This window comes from uncultured Sphingosinicella sp. (assembly GCF_963974575.1).
GTDB lineage: Bacteria > Pseudomonadota > Alphaproteobacteria > Sphingomonadales > Sphingomonadaceae > Sphingosinicella.
This window is the reverse complement of sequence record NZ_CAXBBQ010000002.1, coordinates 415833-430750: the sequence shown is the minus strand read 5'-3', so window position 1 is coordinate 430750 and position 14918 is coordinate 415833. Positions and strand designations below refer to the sequence as shown.

15 protein-coding genes are annotated in these 14918 nt (G+C 61.8%); 5 read left to right on the top strand and 10 right to left on the bottom strand.

The features are described 5' to 3' along the window. Both AAC014_RS05160 and AAC014_RS05155 read left to right on the top strand, forming a co-directional pair. Nucleotides 1–1149: a membrane dipeptidase gene (locus tag AAC014_RS05160; RefSeq protein WP_339704999.1), complete on the top strand. Its 1149-nt coding sequence runs from the start codon at nucleotides 1–3 to the stop codon at nucleotides 1147–1149. A gap of 124 nt (nucleotides 1150–1273) precedes the next feature. After that, entirely contained in the window at nucleotides 1274–1561 is a 288-nt protein-coding gene (locus AAC014_RS05155; RefSeq protein WP_339704996.1) for a GIY-YIG nuclease family protein, read from the top strand. Nucleotides 1562–1797: 236 nt separating this feature from the next. Here AAC014_RS05155 and AAC014_RS05150 read toward each other — a convergent pair whose 3' ends face one another. After that, complete coding sequence (locus AAC014_RS05150; RefSeq protein ID WP_339704993.1) at nucleotides 1798–2670, bottom strand: hypothetical protein; 873 nt, start codon at nucleotides 2668–2670, stop codon at nucleotides 1798–1800. 627 nt (nucleotides 2671–3297) lie between these two features. Here AAC014_RS05150 and AAC014_RS05145 point away from each other — a divergent pair. Next, on the top strand, nucleotides 3298–4725 hold the full coding sequence (locus AAC014_RS05145) for a cytochrome P450 (protein WP_339704990.1): 1428 nt from the start codon (nucleotides 3298–3300) through the stop codon (nucleotides 4723–4725). Here AAC014_RS05145 and AAC014_RS05140 read toward each other — a convergent pair. Then, entirely contained in the window at nucleotides 4706–5179 is a 474-nt protein-coding gene (locus AAC014_RS05140; RefSeq protein ID WP_339704987.1) for an Lrp/AsnC family transcriptional regulator, read from the bottom strand. The two genes, AAC014_RS05145 and AAC014_RS05140, sit on opposite strands and share 20 nt — an antisense overlap. A gap of 128 nt (nucleotides 5180–5307) precedes the next feature. Here AAC014_RS05140 and AAC014_RS05135 point away from each other — a divergent pair, with 128 nt between their 5' ends. Further along, the gene (locus tag AAC014_RS05135; RefSeq protein ID WP_339704984.1) at nucleotides 5308–5613 is read left to right on the top strand and encodes a hypothetical protein; all 306 of its coding nucleotides are present in this window, start codon (nucleotides 5308–5310) and stop codon (nucleotides 5611–5613) included. On the opposite strand, the gene AAC014_RS05130 is transcribed toward AAC014_RS05135, so the two are convergent. The 6 genes from AAC014_RS05130 to AAC014_RS05105 all read right to left on the bottom strand — a co-directional run bounded on the left by AAC014_RS05130 (nucleotide 5610) and on the right by AAC014_RS05105 (nucleotide 10474). Beyond that, the gene (locus tag AAC014_RS05130; RefSeq protein ID WP_339704981.1) at nucleotides 5610–6197 is read right to left on the bottom strand and encodes a helix-turn-helix domain-containing protein; all 588 of its coding nucleotides are present in this window, start codon (nucleotides 6195–6197) and stop codon (nucleotides 5610–5612) included. The genes AAC014_RS05135 and AAC014_RS05130 overlap by 4 nt on opposite strands. Nucleotide 6198: 1 nt before the next feature. Next, nucleotides 6199–6630 (bottom strand): ester cyclase, encoded by a 432-nt coding sequence (locus tag AAC014_RS05125; protein ID WP_339704978.1) that lies wholly within the window; start codon nucleotides 6628–6630, stop codon nucleotides 6199–6201. Nucleotides 6631–6732: 102 nt separating this feature from the next. Continuing rightward, nucleotides 6733–6996, bottom strand: coding sequence for an Lrp/AsnC ligand binding domain-containing protein (locus tag AAC014_RS05120; RefSeq protein WP_339704975.1), 264 nt, complete (start codon nucleotides 6994–6996; stop codon nucleotides 6733–6735). Beyond that, nucleotides 6996–8393 carry an amino acid permease gene (locus AAC014_RS05115; protein ID WP_339705351.1) on the bottom strand — a complete coding sequence of 466 codons (1398 nt, stop codon included), beginning with the start codon at nucleotides 8391–8393 and terminating at the stop codon, nucleotides 6996–6998. The genes AAC014_RS05120 and AAC014_RS05115 overlap by 1 nt, the downstream gene beginning before the upstream one ends. Nucleotides 8394–8539: 146 nt before the next feature. Continuing rightward, a complete protein-coding gene (locus tag AAC014_RS05110; protein ID WP_339704972.1) occupies nucleotides 8540–10096 on the bottom strand; it encodes a choice-of-anchor I family protein in 1557 nt (518 codons plus the stop codon). Between the two features lie 174 nt (nucleotides 10097–10270). Then, nucleotides 10271–10474, bottom strand: coding sequence for a hypothetical protein (locus AAC014_RS05105; RefSeq protein WP_339704969.1), 204 nt, complete (start codon nucleotides 10472–10474; stop codon nucleotides 10271–10273). Between the two features lie 250 nt (nucleotides 10475–10724). Here AAC014_RS05105 and AAC014_RS05100 point away from each other — a divergent pair, with 250 nt between their 5' ends. Beyond that, the gene (locus AAC014_RS05100; protein WP_339704966.1) at nucleotides 10725–11057 is read left to right on the top strand and encodes a UrcA family protein; all 333 of its coding nucleotides are present in this window, start codon (nucleotides 10725–10727) and stop codon (nucleotides 11055–11057) included. Between the two features lie 59 nt (nucleotides 11058–11116). On the opposite strand, the gene AAC014_RS05095 is transcribed toward AAC014_RS05100, so the two are convergent. After that, nucleotides 11117–13609 carry a TonB-dependent receptor gene (locus AAC014_RS05095; RefSeq protein ID WP_339704963.1) on the bottom strand — a complete coding sequence of 831 codons (2493 nt, stop codon included), beginning with the start codon at nucleotides 13607–13609 and terminating at the stop codon, nucleotides 11117–11119. Between the two features lie 332 nt (nucleotides 13610–13941). Next, nucleotides 13942–14655, bottom strand: coding sequence for a response regulator transcription factor (locus tag AAC014_RS05090; RefSeq protein ID WP_339704960.1), 714 nt, complete (start codon nucleotides 14653–14655; stop codon nucleotides 13942–13944). Nucleotides 14656–14918: the final 263 nt, after the last annotated feature.

Here is a 14918-nt window from a genome sequence, read left to right as displayed (position 1 = left end):
ATGACCGGAACCAGCGAGATCAGCCGCCGCGCCTTCGCAGCCGGCGCGGCGGGCCTCGGCCTCACCGCGCTTGCTGCCCCCGCCATCGCCGCCACCACCGATGCCATCCCGGCGTCGGTGGCCGCGCTTTACCGGAAGGCGATCGTCATCGATGCGCTCGCCTCGCCGGACACGTGGAACGTGCCTTATCCGCCCCCCGGCGAGCTCACCCCCGAAAAGCTGGCGAACGTCCGCGCCTCGGGCATCACCGCGGTCAACCTCACCGTGGGCAAGCCCGGCGGTTTCGAAGGCACGGTGAAGGAAATCGCGAAGTGGCTCCGCCATATCGAGGCGCACCCCGATCATTTCCTGCTCGTGAAGCGCCATGCGGACCTCGCCGCCGCGAAGGCGCAGGGCAAGCTCGGCATCATCTTCGGCTTTCAGGGCATGGGGATGATCGGCGAGGATCTCAGCCTCATCGAAACGTTCGGCGGCCTGTGGGTGAAGATCATGCAGCTCACCTACAATGATCGCAACGCGCTCGGCGCCGGCAGCTCGCTGCCCGATAGCGAAGGCCTCACGCCGCTTGGGCGGGAGGCGGTGGCGCGCATGAACAGCCTCGGCATCCTCGTCGATACCGGCCACGCCACGCCGCAAACGGTGATGGACGCCGCTGCGGCCTCATCGAAGCCGATCACCTGCTCGCACACCGGCGCGCGCACGATTTATGATAGCCAGCGCAACCAGCCCGACGCCGCGCTCCGCGCCGTGTCGAACACCGGCGGCGTCGTCGGCATGTATCTGATGCCCTTCCTCGGCCGCGATCCCGTCTCGCCCTCGCGCGCGCTCTTTATGAAGCACCTCACCCACGCGATCCGCCTGTGCGGAGAGGATCACGTCGGCATCGGCAGCGACCAGAGCATCACCCCCGTCGACATCTCCCCCGCCTATATGGAGATCGTCCGCAAGACGGCAGAGGCGCGGCAGAAGGCGGGCATCGGTGCACCGGGAGAGGCCGATGGGCCGGTTGCGGTCCCCGATCTCAACAGCGCCCGCCGCATGGAAATCATCGCCGCCGAAATGGACCGCGCGAAGTACCCGGCGCGCGTCATCGAAAAGGTGATCGGCGGGAACTTTGATCGGCTGTTCCGCGAGGTTTGGACGGGGTGAGGGGAGGGGCGAAACACGCACCGCCGACCCCCCGTCGCACTGAAGCGCCAATGCACGACCGCTTCGCCAGAGGGACGCCAACCTCCCAACCGTCACCCCGGCGAAGGCCGGGGCCCATACGCCCGTGAAGCCACGCGGTTGGGTATATATTATGGCGAGCCGCAAGGGCGGTACGCTCTACATCGGCGTCACGAACGATCTCGCGCGGCGGGTGCATGAACACCGAGAAGGCTACGTTCCCGGCTTCACGAAGCGGTATAATGTGAAAATGCTCGTCTGGTACGAAGAGCACGACGATTTTCGCGAGGCCATCGCCCGCGAGAAGGCGCTGAAGGAATGGAACCGCGCGTGGAAGCTGCGGCTTATCAATGAAGCGAACCCGGAATGGAGTGATCTTTATCCGTTTCTATAACCGGGTAGGTCGCATGGACCCCGGCCTGCGCCGGGGTGACGATTTTTATTAAAACGCCGCTGAAAGGGACCGCGCGAAGTACCCGGCGCGCGTCATCGAAAAGGTGATCGGCGGGAATTTCGACCGGCTGTTGCGCGAGGTTTGGGCGGGCTGAGGGGGAAAGGGTGTGAATACACGCTCCGCCACATAGCAGCACTGAGGGCATAGATTGTCTTGTGCGAATGACGTAACAACAGTTAATGTAAGCGTTGGTTAAGCCAAATAAGCCAATTCGCAAAAGCTCCCGTTCCAGCAAAACCGTTCTGTACGCCATTTTGCAAGATCGCGCGCGTTTGTGCATCAGTCACCTTATTCGCGTCAATCATACTGTCTAGAATCGGGTCGGTCATTCGCGGATTGGGGTTTTTATAATAGAAGCATCGTGTAATCGCCTTACTGCCTGTGGATATATGAAAAATGTCTTCGAGGAAAAAGAGGTAATTGATGCGGCGCGTTCCTCGCAAGAACTCATGTGCAAGCCTTTCTAATTCGATTCCTATGCTTGGTGTAGTCTCCCGCCAAAAGCCCGGCACAAAGCAAATGATAATGGCTGGCTTATCATCGGGAAGCTGTTTACGCTTTTTTGAGAGGGCGTTTTTAATATTCTTCGAACCAAATTGCTTTCCAGAAAGTGCCGTTGCCTCAACATTGACTACCGTCTCCCCAAAAGAAATGGAGAAGTCGAAATCTTCTCGTTTTGAAAGAGTTTCGGGTCGAGCTGAAATCCTGAAGCCAAACTCTTGGAGATGGTATGCGGCCTTGGCTTCGTAGAAGGCCGCTACCAGGGGGCGCGTTGCCAAGCGCCGGCAAATCTCAAGGAAGCCTGGTTCATTCCGTAGTGCGAAAACGCTCGAAGCAATCTGAACAAGGCGCAGTCCAAATTCACGGGATGAATCCCCAATAAAATTGGGTTTGTGTTTGAGCAAAGGGCTATTCGATTCCAAAAAGCACGTGCCCAAGTAATGTTCACATACTGAAATTGCGGCTATTGCAGGAAGCAAAACGGGTTTACGGGATTGGGGATGGCTTAATATCCATTCAACCATTTCTCTTGGTAATTCTTCAAACATGATGGGTCCTATTAATTGTCTTGGCAAGTAATTTGACAATAAGTTCCTTTTCGGCTTCCTTGCTTTCGTATGTATGCCCGCAGTTGCTGGGGTGGTATCTCTGCCCAGCCCTCCCTTGGGGCATGACCACCCATCCCGACCTTAGCAACACTACAAAACCCGACCGTCAGCGATCTGAATAAGGCAAACGGCACCCTCTACCGTCTGAATCTGAGGCGGCACCACTCAAGGTTTAGCTTGGGCGTCATACCCCCAGCTCCGCATAAACCATCCGCCTATATCCCGTCGTCATCGTGTGCGCCCCTAGCGGCACGGTCGCGTGGCGCGTAGCGGCGGAATCGGCAGGCGAACGCAATATCGTCACTAATTTTCGAACGAACAACCAAATAGGTTGTTAGTAGTAAGTGAGTTTGTTTGTTATGGCTCGTTAACGTCACGCCCGCCTCCCACTTACCTTAGTGTAAATTAGATTTGCACTCAGCCCGTTTTTGCGTATCCTAACTCCGCATTTTGCGCGCGAAGGGAGAGTCGCGCGGCCGGATGCTGTGTGCGTGCGGGTGCGCTGTGGGAGGGGTGCCCGCCGCACACGATCGGCCCGAATGCGGGCTTTGGGTGGGAGGGTTGTCCATGAACGCGCCGGTTCATCCGCAGGAGTTCCGCACCGACGACGGCTCGACGCCGGCGGAGCGTTTCGCGCGGCTTCGCGATACGGGCTATGCCGATCTTGCGCATCTGCCGGGGGAAATTCCGGGCTCGCGGCTCGGCAGGGTTCTACGCACGCTGCGCTTTCTGAAAGACCCGCTCACCATGGTGCGCGATCAGGTGGATCGCTTCGGGCGCGTTTACCGCACGCCCAACATCGGCGGCGGCTGGCAGGTCACGCTGATCGGGCCGGAGGCGAACGAGCTTGTCTTCATGGATCGCGACAAGACCTTCTCGTCGGAGCAGGGCTGGAATCCGATCCTCGATCGTGTGTTCCCGCGCGGCGTGATGCTGATGGATTTCGAGGAGCACCGCGTTCACCGCAAAACGCTGTCGGTCGCCTTCAAGCCCGCGCCGATGCAGAATTACCTGGGCGCGCTGCAGGATGGCATCGCCGCGCGCGTCGCCAAGTGGCCGGAAGATGTGAAGTTCTATCCGGCGATCAAGCAGCTCACGCTCGATCTCGCGGCCACCTCGTTCCTCGGCATCCCCTGGGGGCCGGAGGCGGACCGCATCAACACCAGCTTCGTCGATATGGTCGCCGCGTCCATCGGCATCGTGCGAAAGCCCTTGCCGTTCACCGCGATGGCGCGCGGCGTGAAGGGGCGCGCCTTCATGTGCGCCTTCTTCGGGCGGGAAATCCCCAAGCGCCGCGGCGCGGCGGGGGACGATATCTTCACGCAGATCTGCAATGCGGAGCACGAGGACGAGGCGACCGGGCAGACGCGCCTGCTCACCGATCAGGAAATCATCGATCACATGAATTTCCTGATGATGGCCGCGCACGACACGCTCACCTCATCGCTCACCTCCACCGTCTATTATCTGGGCGCCTCGCCCGAATGGCAGGAGGAACTGCGCGCCGAGGTGCGCGGCGCGCGCGCCGATTTCGGGGACAGGATTCCCTACGCAGAGCTGGACCGGTTTGAAAAGACCGAGTGGGCGTTCAAGGAGGCGATGCGCCTGAACGCGCCCGTGCCCGCGCTGCCGCGCCGCGCGCTCAAGGATTTTACGTTCGGGAACTATACCATTCCGGCGGGCACGCACATCGGCGTCAACCCGATGATGACACACCGTCTCCCCGATCTCTGGCCGGACCCGGACCGGTTCGATCCCGCGCGCTTCTCGCCTGAAAATTCAAAGGGCAGGCACAAATACGCCTGGGTGCCCTTCGGCGGCGGCGGCCACATGTGTCTTGGCCTCCACTTCGCCTACATGCAGGCGAAGGCCTTCCTGTTCGAGCTGCTGGACAAGCGCCGCATCGTGCTGCCGGAGGGGTACACGCCCGACTTCGCCATGTTCCCCATGCCCCGGCCCCGCGATGGCCTTCCGCTCAGGCTTGAGAGGCTCTGACCGGCAGCGCGGTGGTGCTCTTGATCTCCGAAAGCGCCATTGAAGAGGTGATCTCCTGCACGCCGGGCAGGCGGGAGAGCTTCTCGAAGAACAGCTTCTCGTAAGCCTCGATGTCCGTCGTCACGATCCGCAGCAGGAAGTCCGTCGTGCCCATCAGCACGTAGCATTCTTGGATTTCCTCTATCTCCCGCACCGTCGCTTCGAACTCCGCCATGTGCGCGCGTCCGTGCGCCGAAAGCTTCACGTTGGCGAAGACCTGCGCGCCGAGTCCCACCTTGCGCCTGTCGATCAGCGCCACGCGCTTGCGGATGATTCCGTCCTCCTCCATCGCCGCGATGCGCCGCCAGCATGGCGATTGCGACAGGCCGACGCGCTCGGCGATCTCCGCGGTGGAAAGGCTGCAATCCTCCTGCAGCACGCGAAGAATTTTTCGGTCGAAATCGTCAAGGCGCATAAATTTCGCTTTGTAAAATTGAATTTGACGATTTTTATGCACAGAATCGGTTAAAGCTCAATCGCTTTGCATCCCTTTTTCTGTGCGCGCGTGCGAAAAGCACGCCGCAAACTTGAAAAAGGAATGTCATGTCCACCGCTCTTGCTGCCGCCGCGCCCGCCGTTTCCGGGCCGCATCTCGCCTTTGTGAGCAGGAGCGCGCATTTCGAGATTATTGCGAATGTGGACCCGCATATCAGCCTCAGAATGCTCAACTATTTCGCGCAGCGCGATCTCGTGCCTTCGATGTTCCGTTCGCGGCGCATCCGCGAAAAGCTGGAGATGCGCGTCGTCGTCCCCCGCCTTTCCGAGCATGACGCCGCCGTCATCGCCGAAAAGATGCGCGGTCAGTTCGCCGTTGCGGCGGTGACGCTGGAAATGGTCGTCGGCGGCTAGCTTGCTGCGCTGATCAGTGCCCGGATCGCCCAGCGGCGCACGCGCGCCGCTTCGGCGTCGTCCAGCCGCAGCACGTCGCGGAACACGATCATCGCTTCCGGCCCCACGATAAGCGAAAGCGCCGCGATCAGCGCGTCGTAGTCGGCCACCTTGAACGATGCGCGCGCGGGCGCCAGCGCTTCCGTCAGCATCGGCGTGCGCCGGTCCTGACGGACGGGGAGGTCGCCGCGCGCGCCGCGTTCCAGCGCGCTCGCGATCATCAGCCGCAGCGCCGCCTCGTTCTCCGCGATCAGCGCGTGGAGCGCCGCATCGACCTTTTCCACGCGTCGCACCGGGTCGTTGTCGGCCCCCGCCAGCACGTCGCCGATCTTCGGAAAGTCGATCTCCAGCGCCGCCTCCACCAGCAGCGCGTCGGCGTTCGGAAAGTACCGATAGGCCGTCGCGCGCGAGACGAGCGCGGCGTCCGCGATCTCCTCCAGGCTCGGTTTCTGGCCCGTTTTCAGCAATTCGGCGGCGGCCGCCAGAATGTCCTGACGCGTTCGCCGCCGCTGTTTCCAGCGTCCCGTCTGCTCCGCCCGCGCCACTTTAGTGTTGCGGCAGTTGCTGGAGGATGGCGGCGAGGTCGACCCACACGTTCTCGCGCGCGATGTCGCCGCTTTCCGCGAACTCGATCACGTGGAGCAGCCGGAACTTCAGCGGCCGTCCGCCGCCCGAAACGCCGAACGGCTGGCCCGGCGCGAACCCTTCCCAAAGTGAATCGTCGACAAGGAAATTCTCCCCGTAGAGGCGCCTCAGCGTCGTAAAGCGCCCGTCGGAGAGGTCCTGAAACAGCGCTTCATAAAAACCCCGCGTCGCGTCACGTCCGTGCGTGGGCCCTGCCGGCCAGCCGACGATGTCGTGTTCCACGTCGTGCGAAAGCGTCGCAAGCACCCCCTCCACATCATCGCGCGCCTCGAACCCGAAATGCGCATCCATCCGCCGGTCCATCTCCTCCCGGCTCAAATGTCCACTCGTCATCGCCGTCATCTCATCGTCAGGTTGATTCGACAAAAACCTCATAATGAGATTTTCGTCTCATCACAAGACGAGAGCGCCCCTCCGCCGACTACTTCATAAATTTCAGCTCACAAAATCCCCAATGTCCTCACCGTAAACCCGGTAAGACATCATCGTCACGGTCTCCTTGAGACCGGGCACGCTGTGCAGTTTCTCCTGCACGAAATCCTCGATTTCCGGCAGATCGCCAAAGCCCACCTTGATAAGCAGGTCATACTCGCCCGTCACCGAATAGACCTCCGCGACCTCCTCCATCTCCGCGATCCGGTTGCCGACACTGGCGGCATGGCCAAGGTCGCATTTGGCGAGGACGAACAGGCGGTACATCAGGCTCCCTTCCGGCTGGCAACGGCGATCAGGCTCTGCCGCATCCCATAAGCGAGATAAACGGCCGCGCCAATCAGGTTCCAGACAAGGAACCTGAGCTGCGTCTTTTCGGGGAGGCTGACGAACAGATAAAGGCAGCCACCAATGGCGACGAGTGCGATCGGCAGGTGGAAGGGGACACGGAACTGCCGCTTTGCGTTCGGCGCGCGGCGGCGCAGCACGATGAGGCTTATGCCGATGGCGGTGAAAGCCGCGAGCGTTCCCGTATTGGCCAGCTCGGCGATCTCGCCGAGCGGCAGCAAACCCGCGATGATGCTGACGACGACGGCGGTAACCATGGTCATCAAGATCGGCGTGCCGGTGCGGGCGTTCACGTGCGACAGCCGCTCGGGCAGCAAGCCATCGCGCGCGATCGCGAAGAAGATGCGGCTCTGGCCGTACATGAAGGCGAGCAGCACGGTCGGCATCGCAACAATGGCGCCTGCACCGATCAGCTGCGCCGCGACCGGCCAGTCGAGCGAACGCAGCACGAATGCGAGTGGCTCGCTGCTTGCCGAAAACGCGGCGACAGGCATCGCCCCGATCGCCGCTGCCGCAACCGCCATATAGACGACCGTGCAGATCAGCATTGATCCGATGATGCCGATAGTGAGGTCGCGCGACGGGTCCTTCGCCTCTTCAGCGGCTGTCGAAACCGCATCGAACCCGTAGAAGGCGAAGAAAATCAGCGCCGCACCCGCCATCACGCCGACCGTGTTGCCGCCGATCTCTTCGGAGCCCCAGCCATAGGGGGCGAAGGGCTCGAGGTTGGCGGCGTCGAAGGCGGGGAGGGCAAGGAAGATGAAAAGCGCGAGCGCCGACATCTTGAGCAGCACGAGCAGCGTGTTCACGAACGCGCTCTCTCGCGTCCCGAGCGCAAGCAGTCCCGCGACAGCCATAGTGATGAGGACGGCGGGCACGTTGAGAATGCCGCCCGCGTGCGGCCCTGCGGCGAACTCGTGCGGGATCGTGAAGCCCCAGCTGTTCAGGAAGCCGACCGCATAGCCCGACCAGCCGACCGCGACCGCCGCGCAGACCACGGTGTATTCAAGCACGAGGCTCCAACCGACGATCCATGCCACGGGTTCACTCAGTGCCACGTAGGAATAGCTGTAGGCGCTGCCCGCGGCCGGCATCATCGTGGCAAGCTCCGCATAAGCGAGAGCGGCGCAAGCGCAGACCAGACCGGCAATTGCGAAGGATACGATCACGGCGGGGCCTGCCTTGCCCGCGCCTATGCCGATCAGCGTGTAAATTCCAGTGCCGACGATGGCGCCGACACCGAGTGCAACAAGATGAGGCCAGGTCAAGGTACGTCTAAGCGCGCGGTTCCCGGAATAGCTCTGCCAGTCGTCCAGGCCCTTGCGACGCCTGAAGATGTTTCCTGCCACGCCCGATGCCTCCTGCCATATTAATAGCAGCACATTGGCACGCAGTATGCGCGCAGGGAAGGCCTGCCCCCAGGGCCTCTAGAAAAGACGCCGGAGGGGGCAGGAAACGCGTGCTACGAGATCGCCTTCGTACGGCGCCGACGGCGCATCGCGACGACCCCGGCCAAGCCGAGACCGAATAGCCCCATAACGGCGGGCTCGCTCACGACATTGAGCGCATAGATGGCGAGGTTGCCCGTCTCCTCGTCGGCGACGGCGAGGAACGACTTGCCGTCACGCGTGAAGAAGCTGAGCCCTTCGGGCCGTCCGAGCAGGTCGGAAACAATCGCGCCCAGATATTTCGGCGCAACACCAAGGCCGAAGTCGGTGATGTCGAACGCCAGCACCGAGCCGAGGCTGCTGCCGTTCGACCGTTCGAGGCCGAGGAACAGCACCATGCGGCCATCAACGATGCCGATCTCGACCCCCTCGGGCTCCGGTCCCTTGTTGTCGCTGCGGCCGTCATCGAAGGCGTCCGGGAAACGTGCGGCCATGATCTGCTCGATCACATCGCCGCTGTCGAACACGCGGTTGCCGTTCTCGTCGAGGATCGAGAAGCTCCGGCCGCCAAAGGTGAAAAGCTCACCGTCTGCCGGACCTTCCGCACCAAGCGTGTTCGTGACGTTGAGCCGGTTAAAGATGCCGTAGTCGCCGAGCGTGCTGGCGCGCACTTCCTCGACGAAGCCATCCCATTCGCGGGCGTCACCTTCGTTGGCGGTCACGAAATAGGTCTTGCCGTTTGAGGTGAAGCTCTTGATCGCGTCCGGCATGTACATGCCGTAAACGCCTGCACGGCTCTGCAGATTACCCTTGATGCCGTCCTTGTCCGACGGGTCCAATCGGTTGGCGCCGGGCGCATAGCTCTTGAAACCGAGCGGGATGATGTCGGTGACGACGGGGCCGTCCGGCCCGTCCAGATTTACAACAGCGATGGCGTTGTTTTCCTGAAGCGTCACGAATGCGCTTTTGCCGTCGGGCGAAAAGGCCGTGTATTCGGGCTCAAGGTCCTGCGCGACCGATGCGCCCGGCCCAAAGATCCGCACGCCCTTGGCTTGAAGGTCCGACTTGCTGGCGTTGAACGCGCCGAAGCCAGCGGTTTTCACCGTTCCGGCGCTAAGGTTGATGTAGCTGATCGAGCCTTCGGGATCGACGCTGTCAGGCTTTCCGTAGCTCGAAGGCTCGCCTTCGTTCGCCACGAGAAGCTGCGTGCCGTCCGCCGAGAAGCTGACCTGATCGGGAAGCGCGCCCACTGTGTACGACTGCGGCGCAGCAGCGAGGTTCGCGAGATCGTAAACGAGGATGCGGCCCGGATCGGTCTTGTTCGCGGCCTGGATCGCGACCGCGACCTTGCCGCCGCCCACTGCGACGCTGTTCGCAGAGCCGCCCGCAAAATAGCTGTGCGTGTCGAGTGTACCGATCTCGGTGCTCGTTTTCGCATCGACGATTTTCACAAATGCGTTGTCGTCATTGAGTCCGACGACGAACACGCGGTCGCCGCTCGCGTCATAAGCGGGGATTTCGGAAGCGTCGCCGAGCGTGACGCTCGTCGTGCCGCGCACCTTCAGGGCGGCGGCGTTGGCAGGGAAGGCTGCGGCGGCGAGCAGGCCGGCGAGAACGGAAAGCGTGCGCATGTAATGAAGACCCCTTGTTAACCATTTGCCGGGGTCGGCTATGAGGCGCATTTTTTGGGTAAGTCGAGCCGCTCATATAAAGTTCACGCGGCTGTCACGGGATGGAAACGAACGCTACCCGATGTGTCGGGCTGGTTTACAAAACGCGCGCGTTTTTGATCTTTCGCACTGCGCTTACTGAAGGCGCATGAGTCCGCCTGTTGCAGGAATGCCGGCGATTCGTTCCTGATCCCAAAATTTTTCAGCGATTCGAATATAGGCGTCGGCAATACGGCTATGCATCGCGCGCTTTTCCGGGGATACGGATGCCCGGGCAAGGCGCCAGTGCTCGCCGGCACGGCGCATATGGTATTCGAAATCGCTCGGGATCAATGCCATTCTCCCCATCGGCGCCGCCTTTTCAGCACGGCTTGTCCGCTCTCGCAGGATGGCTGTCTTTGATCTTCGTCAAACCCCGACCGGTGTGATTTTCTCTTTGACCTGCTTTTTGACGCTGCATTGACCCGCTTCTCACGCGGCGGTCACGCTCGTGGACGATAAGGGGCCATCGCGAGGCGGACACGTTCCCCCCCAGCCCTTCCTCCCCGGTGTCCCCTCGCGAACCCCACAGCACAGGAGTTTCCCCGGAATGTTCTATGTCAGAAGCACAGCGATCGCGCTGGCGGCGGCGGCGACGGCCGGTCTCGTCAGTGCGTCTTCGCATGCCGAGCCGGTCTCCGTCGCGGTCAGCTTTGCCGATCTCGATCTCACAACGCTCGCAGGCGAGCGCGCCCTGCGTGAGCGCGCATCGGATGCGGTGTTTACTGCCTGCGGCACACGGCCAAGTGCAGAGATCGCGATGGAAATGGTCCGCCGCGCATGTGTCCGCAACACGTCGCTCACAGCGACAGCGCATGTCGACGCAGTGATTTCAAGCTCGCGAAACCTTGCGCAAGCCACGCTTCCCGGCACCGCCCATTAGTGTGCCGAGCGGGGAGGGGCGGCCTGGAGACTCCCGGGGCCGCCCCTTTTTCGCTATCGCTAGAACCCGATGCGGGCCGAAACGCCATAAAAGCGCGGCATCGCAGGATAGGCCGCGATCGTGCCCGGTTGCTCCGGCACCGCAAACGTGCCGAGGTGGTAGTACTTGTCGAACAGGTTCTCGACGAAGAATTCCAGCCGCCATTTGTCATCGGCCGATGCGACGCCGATACGCGCGTTGACGACGGCGAAGCCCTCGTTGTCCGCTATGCCGCGGCTCTGCGAACTCGTCGCCTGTTCGCTCTGGAAGCGGAAGTCGGCGTGCACGAGCGCGTTCAGCGTGTCGCTGAGCGGCGGTGTCCACGTCGCGGCGCCCGTAACCGTGTGGCGCGGAATCAGCGCGATCTGCTTGCCGGCTTCGAACTCGAGCGGCGTGCCGATTAGGTTGCTGCTATCCTTGATCTTCGCGTCGACAAGGCTGTAGCTGAGCTGGAAAGTCAGATCGCGTGCCGGTCGGATGGTGCTCTCCGCCTCCACGCCCTTCGACACTGTCTTGTCGACATTCATCGTGACGAAGCTATTCCCCGAAAACACCAGCTGCTGGTAGTTCGAGAAGTCCTGATAGAAGGCGGCGACGTTCAGCGTGAACGCGCGGCCCCACTGCGACTTGAAGCCGACCTCCCAGGAATCGACCTTTTCGCTGTCGAACTCCAGATCTTCGATCTGCCCGCCGTCGCCGCCGAGGATGACCGAGTCGAAGCCGCCGCGATCGAGGTTGTAGCCGCCCGATTTGTAGCCGCGATCATATCCGCCATAGAGCATGAAGTCCGGCGTGACCGCATAGGCGAGCTTCGCCGTCCCGGTGAGTTCGTTCTCGCTGCGGCTGCCCTTGTAAAGCCCGTTGAACTCGGGGTTCGTGGTCGGGTTGCAGGTCAGCAGAATGGCATCCGGCGCCAGCGTCGCGAGCGCGCCCGTCAGGATCGAGGTCGACGGATCGAGATAGAAGTCGCATGTCGGCGAGACCGCATTGAGGTTCGCGTTGATCTTCTTCTTCTCGTGGTTCCAGCGGAGGCCCAGCGTCAGCTTCAGAGTGTCGGTGATCTCGAACACGTTGTGCGTGAAGAGCGCGAGCGCCTCCGTCTTCACGCGGTAGCGATCGTCGATCTGGCCGTCGCCCTCGCTGCCGCCGGGCAAGGGCGAATTCAGCAGCGCGAACAGCGCCGGATCGCCCGCGGCGGCGGCTGCCAGCGCCGGGTTCAGGGCCATCAGGACCTGTCCGAATTCCGGAACGGCGGGGCCGAACGTGTCGAACAGCTCGAAGCCGCTCGGCGCGAACAGCGCGTCACTGTAGAAATTCGCCTGCGTGCCGAAGCGTACGCGGTCGGTCAGCGTCAGCTTCTCGTTAAGGTAGAAGCCGCCCACCAGCCAGTCGAGGCGATCGCCCAAGGCTGAACCCTGCAGGCGGATTTCCTGCGTGAAGTCGCGCAGACCCGGCTTGTATCCCTCACGATAGGCGCGGTCGAAGCCGGAAAAGTCGATGTCCTGGTTGCGGCGCACGTCCCAGTCGCGCCACGCGGTGATGGAGGTCAGCGTAACGGCCTCGAAGTCATACGTGACCTCGGCGGAAACGCCCCACTCTTCAACGGCTTCGTCGTAGCTCCGGCCCGGTGTCGCAGCCGTCCGGCGCTCTGAGGGCTTTCCCGTATAGATGCCGGTAAACCCAGCAAGCAAAGCGCCGAGCTGAATGGCCGGAGCCGTCGGGCCCTCAACGACGCTTACGGCGCCGCAGCACTGCTCGTCGGTCTTCGAATAGTCGGCGATGAACCGTATCTTCAGGTCGTCCTTCTCGACCAGCGTCTGTCCGCGCAGCGTATAGCGGTCGAGGTTGTTGAACCTGCGATCCGAATTCACATCGCGGATGTAGCCGTCGCGCTCGCGATATATGCCGTCGAGGCGCAGCGCCACCGTGTCGGTTACGCCGCCCGTGATGCCGCCCTTCAGCGAGATCGCGTCGTAATTGCCGTAGCTCACTTCGGCATAGCCGCCGAGATCGAACGAGGGGCCTTCGGTGATGAGGCTGAGGGCACCTGCGGACGTGTTGCGGCCGAAGAGCGTGCCCTGCGGGCCGCGCATCACCTCGACACGGTCGATCGGCGGAAGCTCGGCAAGCGCAAGCCCCGCGCGGGCCCGGTAGACTCCGTCGATGAAAACGCCGACGGCCGGCTCGAAACCGGGATTGTCGCCTGCGGTGCCGATGCCACGGATCGAAAGCGAGGTGCCGGTCGCGGCAGACTGGCCGGTGAAAACCTCAAGGCTGGAGCTCAATTGCTCCAGGCCGCGAATATCGGTGACACCCGCGTTGTTGATAAGATCGCCGCTGATCGCGGTGACGGCGATCGGCACATCCTGCACGGTCTCGGCGCGGCGCGTGGCGGTGATGACAATTTCGTTGGCGCTCAGATCGTCCTCGACAGCGGCGGTCTGGACGTCCTGGGCGAAAGCGGGGGCAGCGAGGGCGCAGCACGCGGCACCCAGCAAGAGCGAACGCTTCACAAATGATCTCCTGAACGAAGGGGTGGATGTCCCAACATTGTTTCGTTTGGTTAATCACACCGAATGGTTAAGGCTTTCTCTCCTCGCGGGTGTAAGCGCCGAAGCAACGGGGTCGCAGACCGACCCGAACCCCGGCTATTCGAGCGAGCGTTCCATGCGAACGGCGCTATTCTTCGCCTTCCCGGCCTACCGTGTCGAAAGCAACGCGCGTGCCGGATCAATTGCAGCGCTGATGTGCCCCAGGGGAGGCAAGCGCAAGCCTCCGGCCTCCGCGCAAACGAAAAGAGCGGCCCGAAGCAGGCCGCTCTTTCAGAACGATAGCGTGTTTGCGATCAGGCAGCGGCGACTTCGGTCGCTGACGCCGATCCGGTTTCTGGATCGCGCAGCACATAGCCGCGGCCCCACACCGTTTCGATGTAATTCTCGCCGCCGCACGCGGCTGAAAGCTTCTTGCGCAGCTTGCAGATGAACACGTCGATGATCTTGAGTTCCGGCTCGTCCATGCCCCCGTAAAGGTGGTTCAGGAACATTTCCTTGGTGAGCGTCGTACCTTTGCGGAGCGAAAGCAGCTCCAGCATCGCATATTCCTTGCCGGTCAGATGCACGCGGGAGCCGTCGACGTCGACCGTCTTGGTGTCGAGGTTCACGCCGAGCTTGCCGGTCTTGATCACCGATTGCGAATGACCCTTCGAGCGGCGGACGACGGCGTGGATGCGCGCCACCAGCTCTTCCTTGTGGAATGGCTTCGTCACGTAATCGTCGGCGCCGAAGCCGAGGCCGCGAACCTTCGATTCCATCTCGTTCTGGCCCGAAAGGATAAGGATCGGCGTCCCGACCTTCGCAAGCCGAAGCTTCTTCAGCACGTCATAGCCGTGCATGTCGGGCAGGTTCAGGTCGAGAAGAATGATGTCGTAGTCGTACAACTTGCCGAGATCGAGGCCTTCTTCGCCAAGATCCGTGGTATAGACGTTGAAGCCTTCGCTCGAAAGCATCAGGTCGATGCTCTTCGCCGTGGTCGCGTCATCTTCGATCAGCAGAACCCGCATTGAGTAGCCCTCTTCATGTCCCCCAACGGCAAACAGCCAATCCCGGCCCTGCCGCGTACAATCCGTTAACCATGCCCGTTATGGGTTACAAAGGTTAACGCCGCGTAAAAGTTAACGCGACTGCGCTTTGAATTGTTCCTGTGGCACTTGAGTCACGGTTTGTTTCGTTTTAAATCAGTTATGGAATCTGGGCGGCAAGGCGGCATTAACTACGCACGGGCATACTGGCCCCATGCGCTGTCAACGCCCCTCGATTCCTGGAG

Bases quoted from the DNA above. Each gene is read 5' to 3' on its own strand.
- AAC014_RS05145 (WP_339704990.1), top strand. From the start codon at position 3,298: ATGAACGCGCCGGTTCATCCGCAGGAGTTCCGCACCGACGACGGCTCG.
- AAC014_RS05150 (WP_339704993.1), bottom strand. From the start codon at position 2,670: ATGTTTGAAGAATTACCAAGAGAAATGGTTGAATGGATATTAAGCCAT.
- AAC014_RS05140 (WP_339704987.1), bottom strand. From the start codon at position 5,179: ATGCGCCTTGACGATTTCGACCGAAAAATTCTTCGCGTGCTGCAGGAG.
- AAC014_RS05105 (WP_339704969.1), bottom strand. From the start codon at position 10,474: ATGGCATTGATCCCGAGCGATTTCGAATACCATATGCGCCGTGCCGGC.
- AAC014_RS05110 (WP_339704972.1), bottom strand. From the start codon at position 10,096: ATGCGCACGCTTTCCGTTCTCGCCGGCCTGCTCGCCGCCGCAGCCTTC.
- AAC014_RS05100 (WP_339704966.1), top strand. From the start codon at position 10,725: ATGTTCTATGTCAGAAGCACAGCGATCGCGCTGGCGGCGGCGGCGACG.
- AAC014_RS05160 (WP_339704999.1), top strand. From the start codon at position 1: ATGACCGGAACCAGCGAGATCAGCCGCCGCGCCTTCGCAGCCGGCGCG.
- AAC014_RS05125 (WP_339704978.1), bottom strand. From the start codon at position 6,630: ATGACGAGTGGACATTTGAGCCGGGAGGAGATGGACCGGCGGATGGAT.
- AAC014_RS05120 (WP_339704975.1), bottom strand. From the start codon at position 6,996: ATGTACCGCCTGTTCGTCCTCGCCAAATGCGACCTTGGCCATGCCGCC.
- AAC014_RS05090 (WP_339704960.1), bottom strand. From the start codon at position 14,655: ATGCGGGTTCTGCTGATCGAAGATGACGCGACCACGGCGAAGAGCATC.
- AAC014_RS05135 (WP_339704984.1), top strand. From the start codon at position 5,308: ATGTCCACCGCTCTTGCTGCCGCCGCGCCCGCCGTTTCCGGGCCGCAT.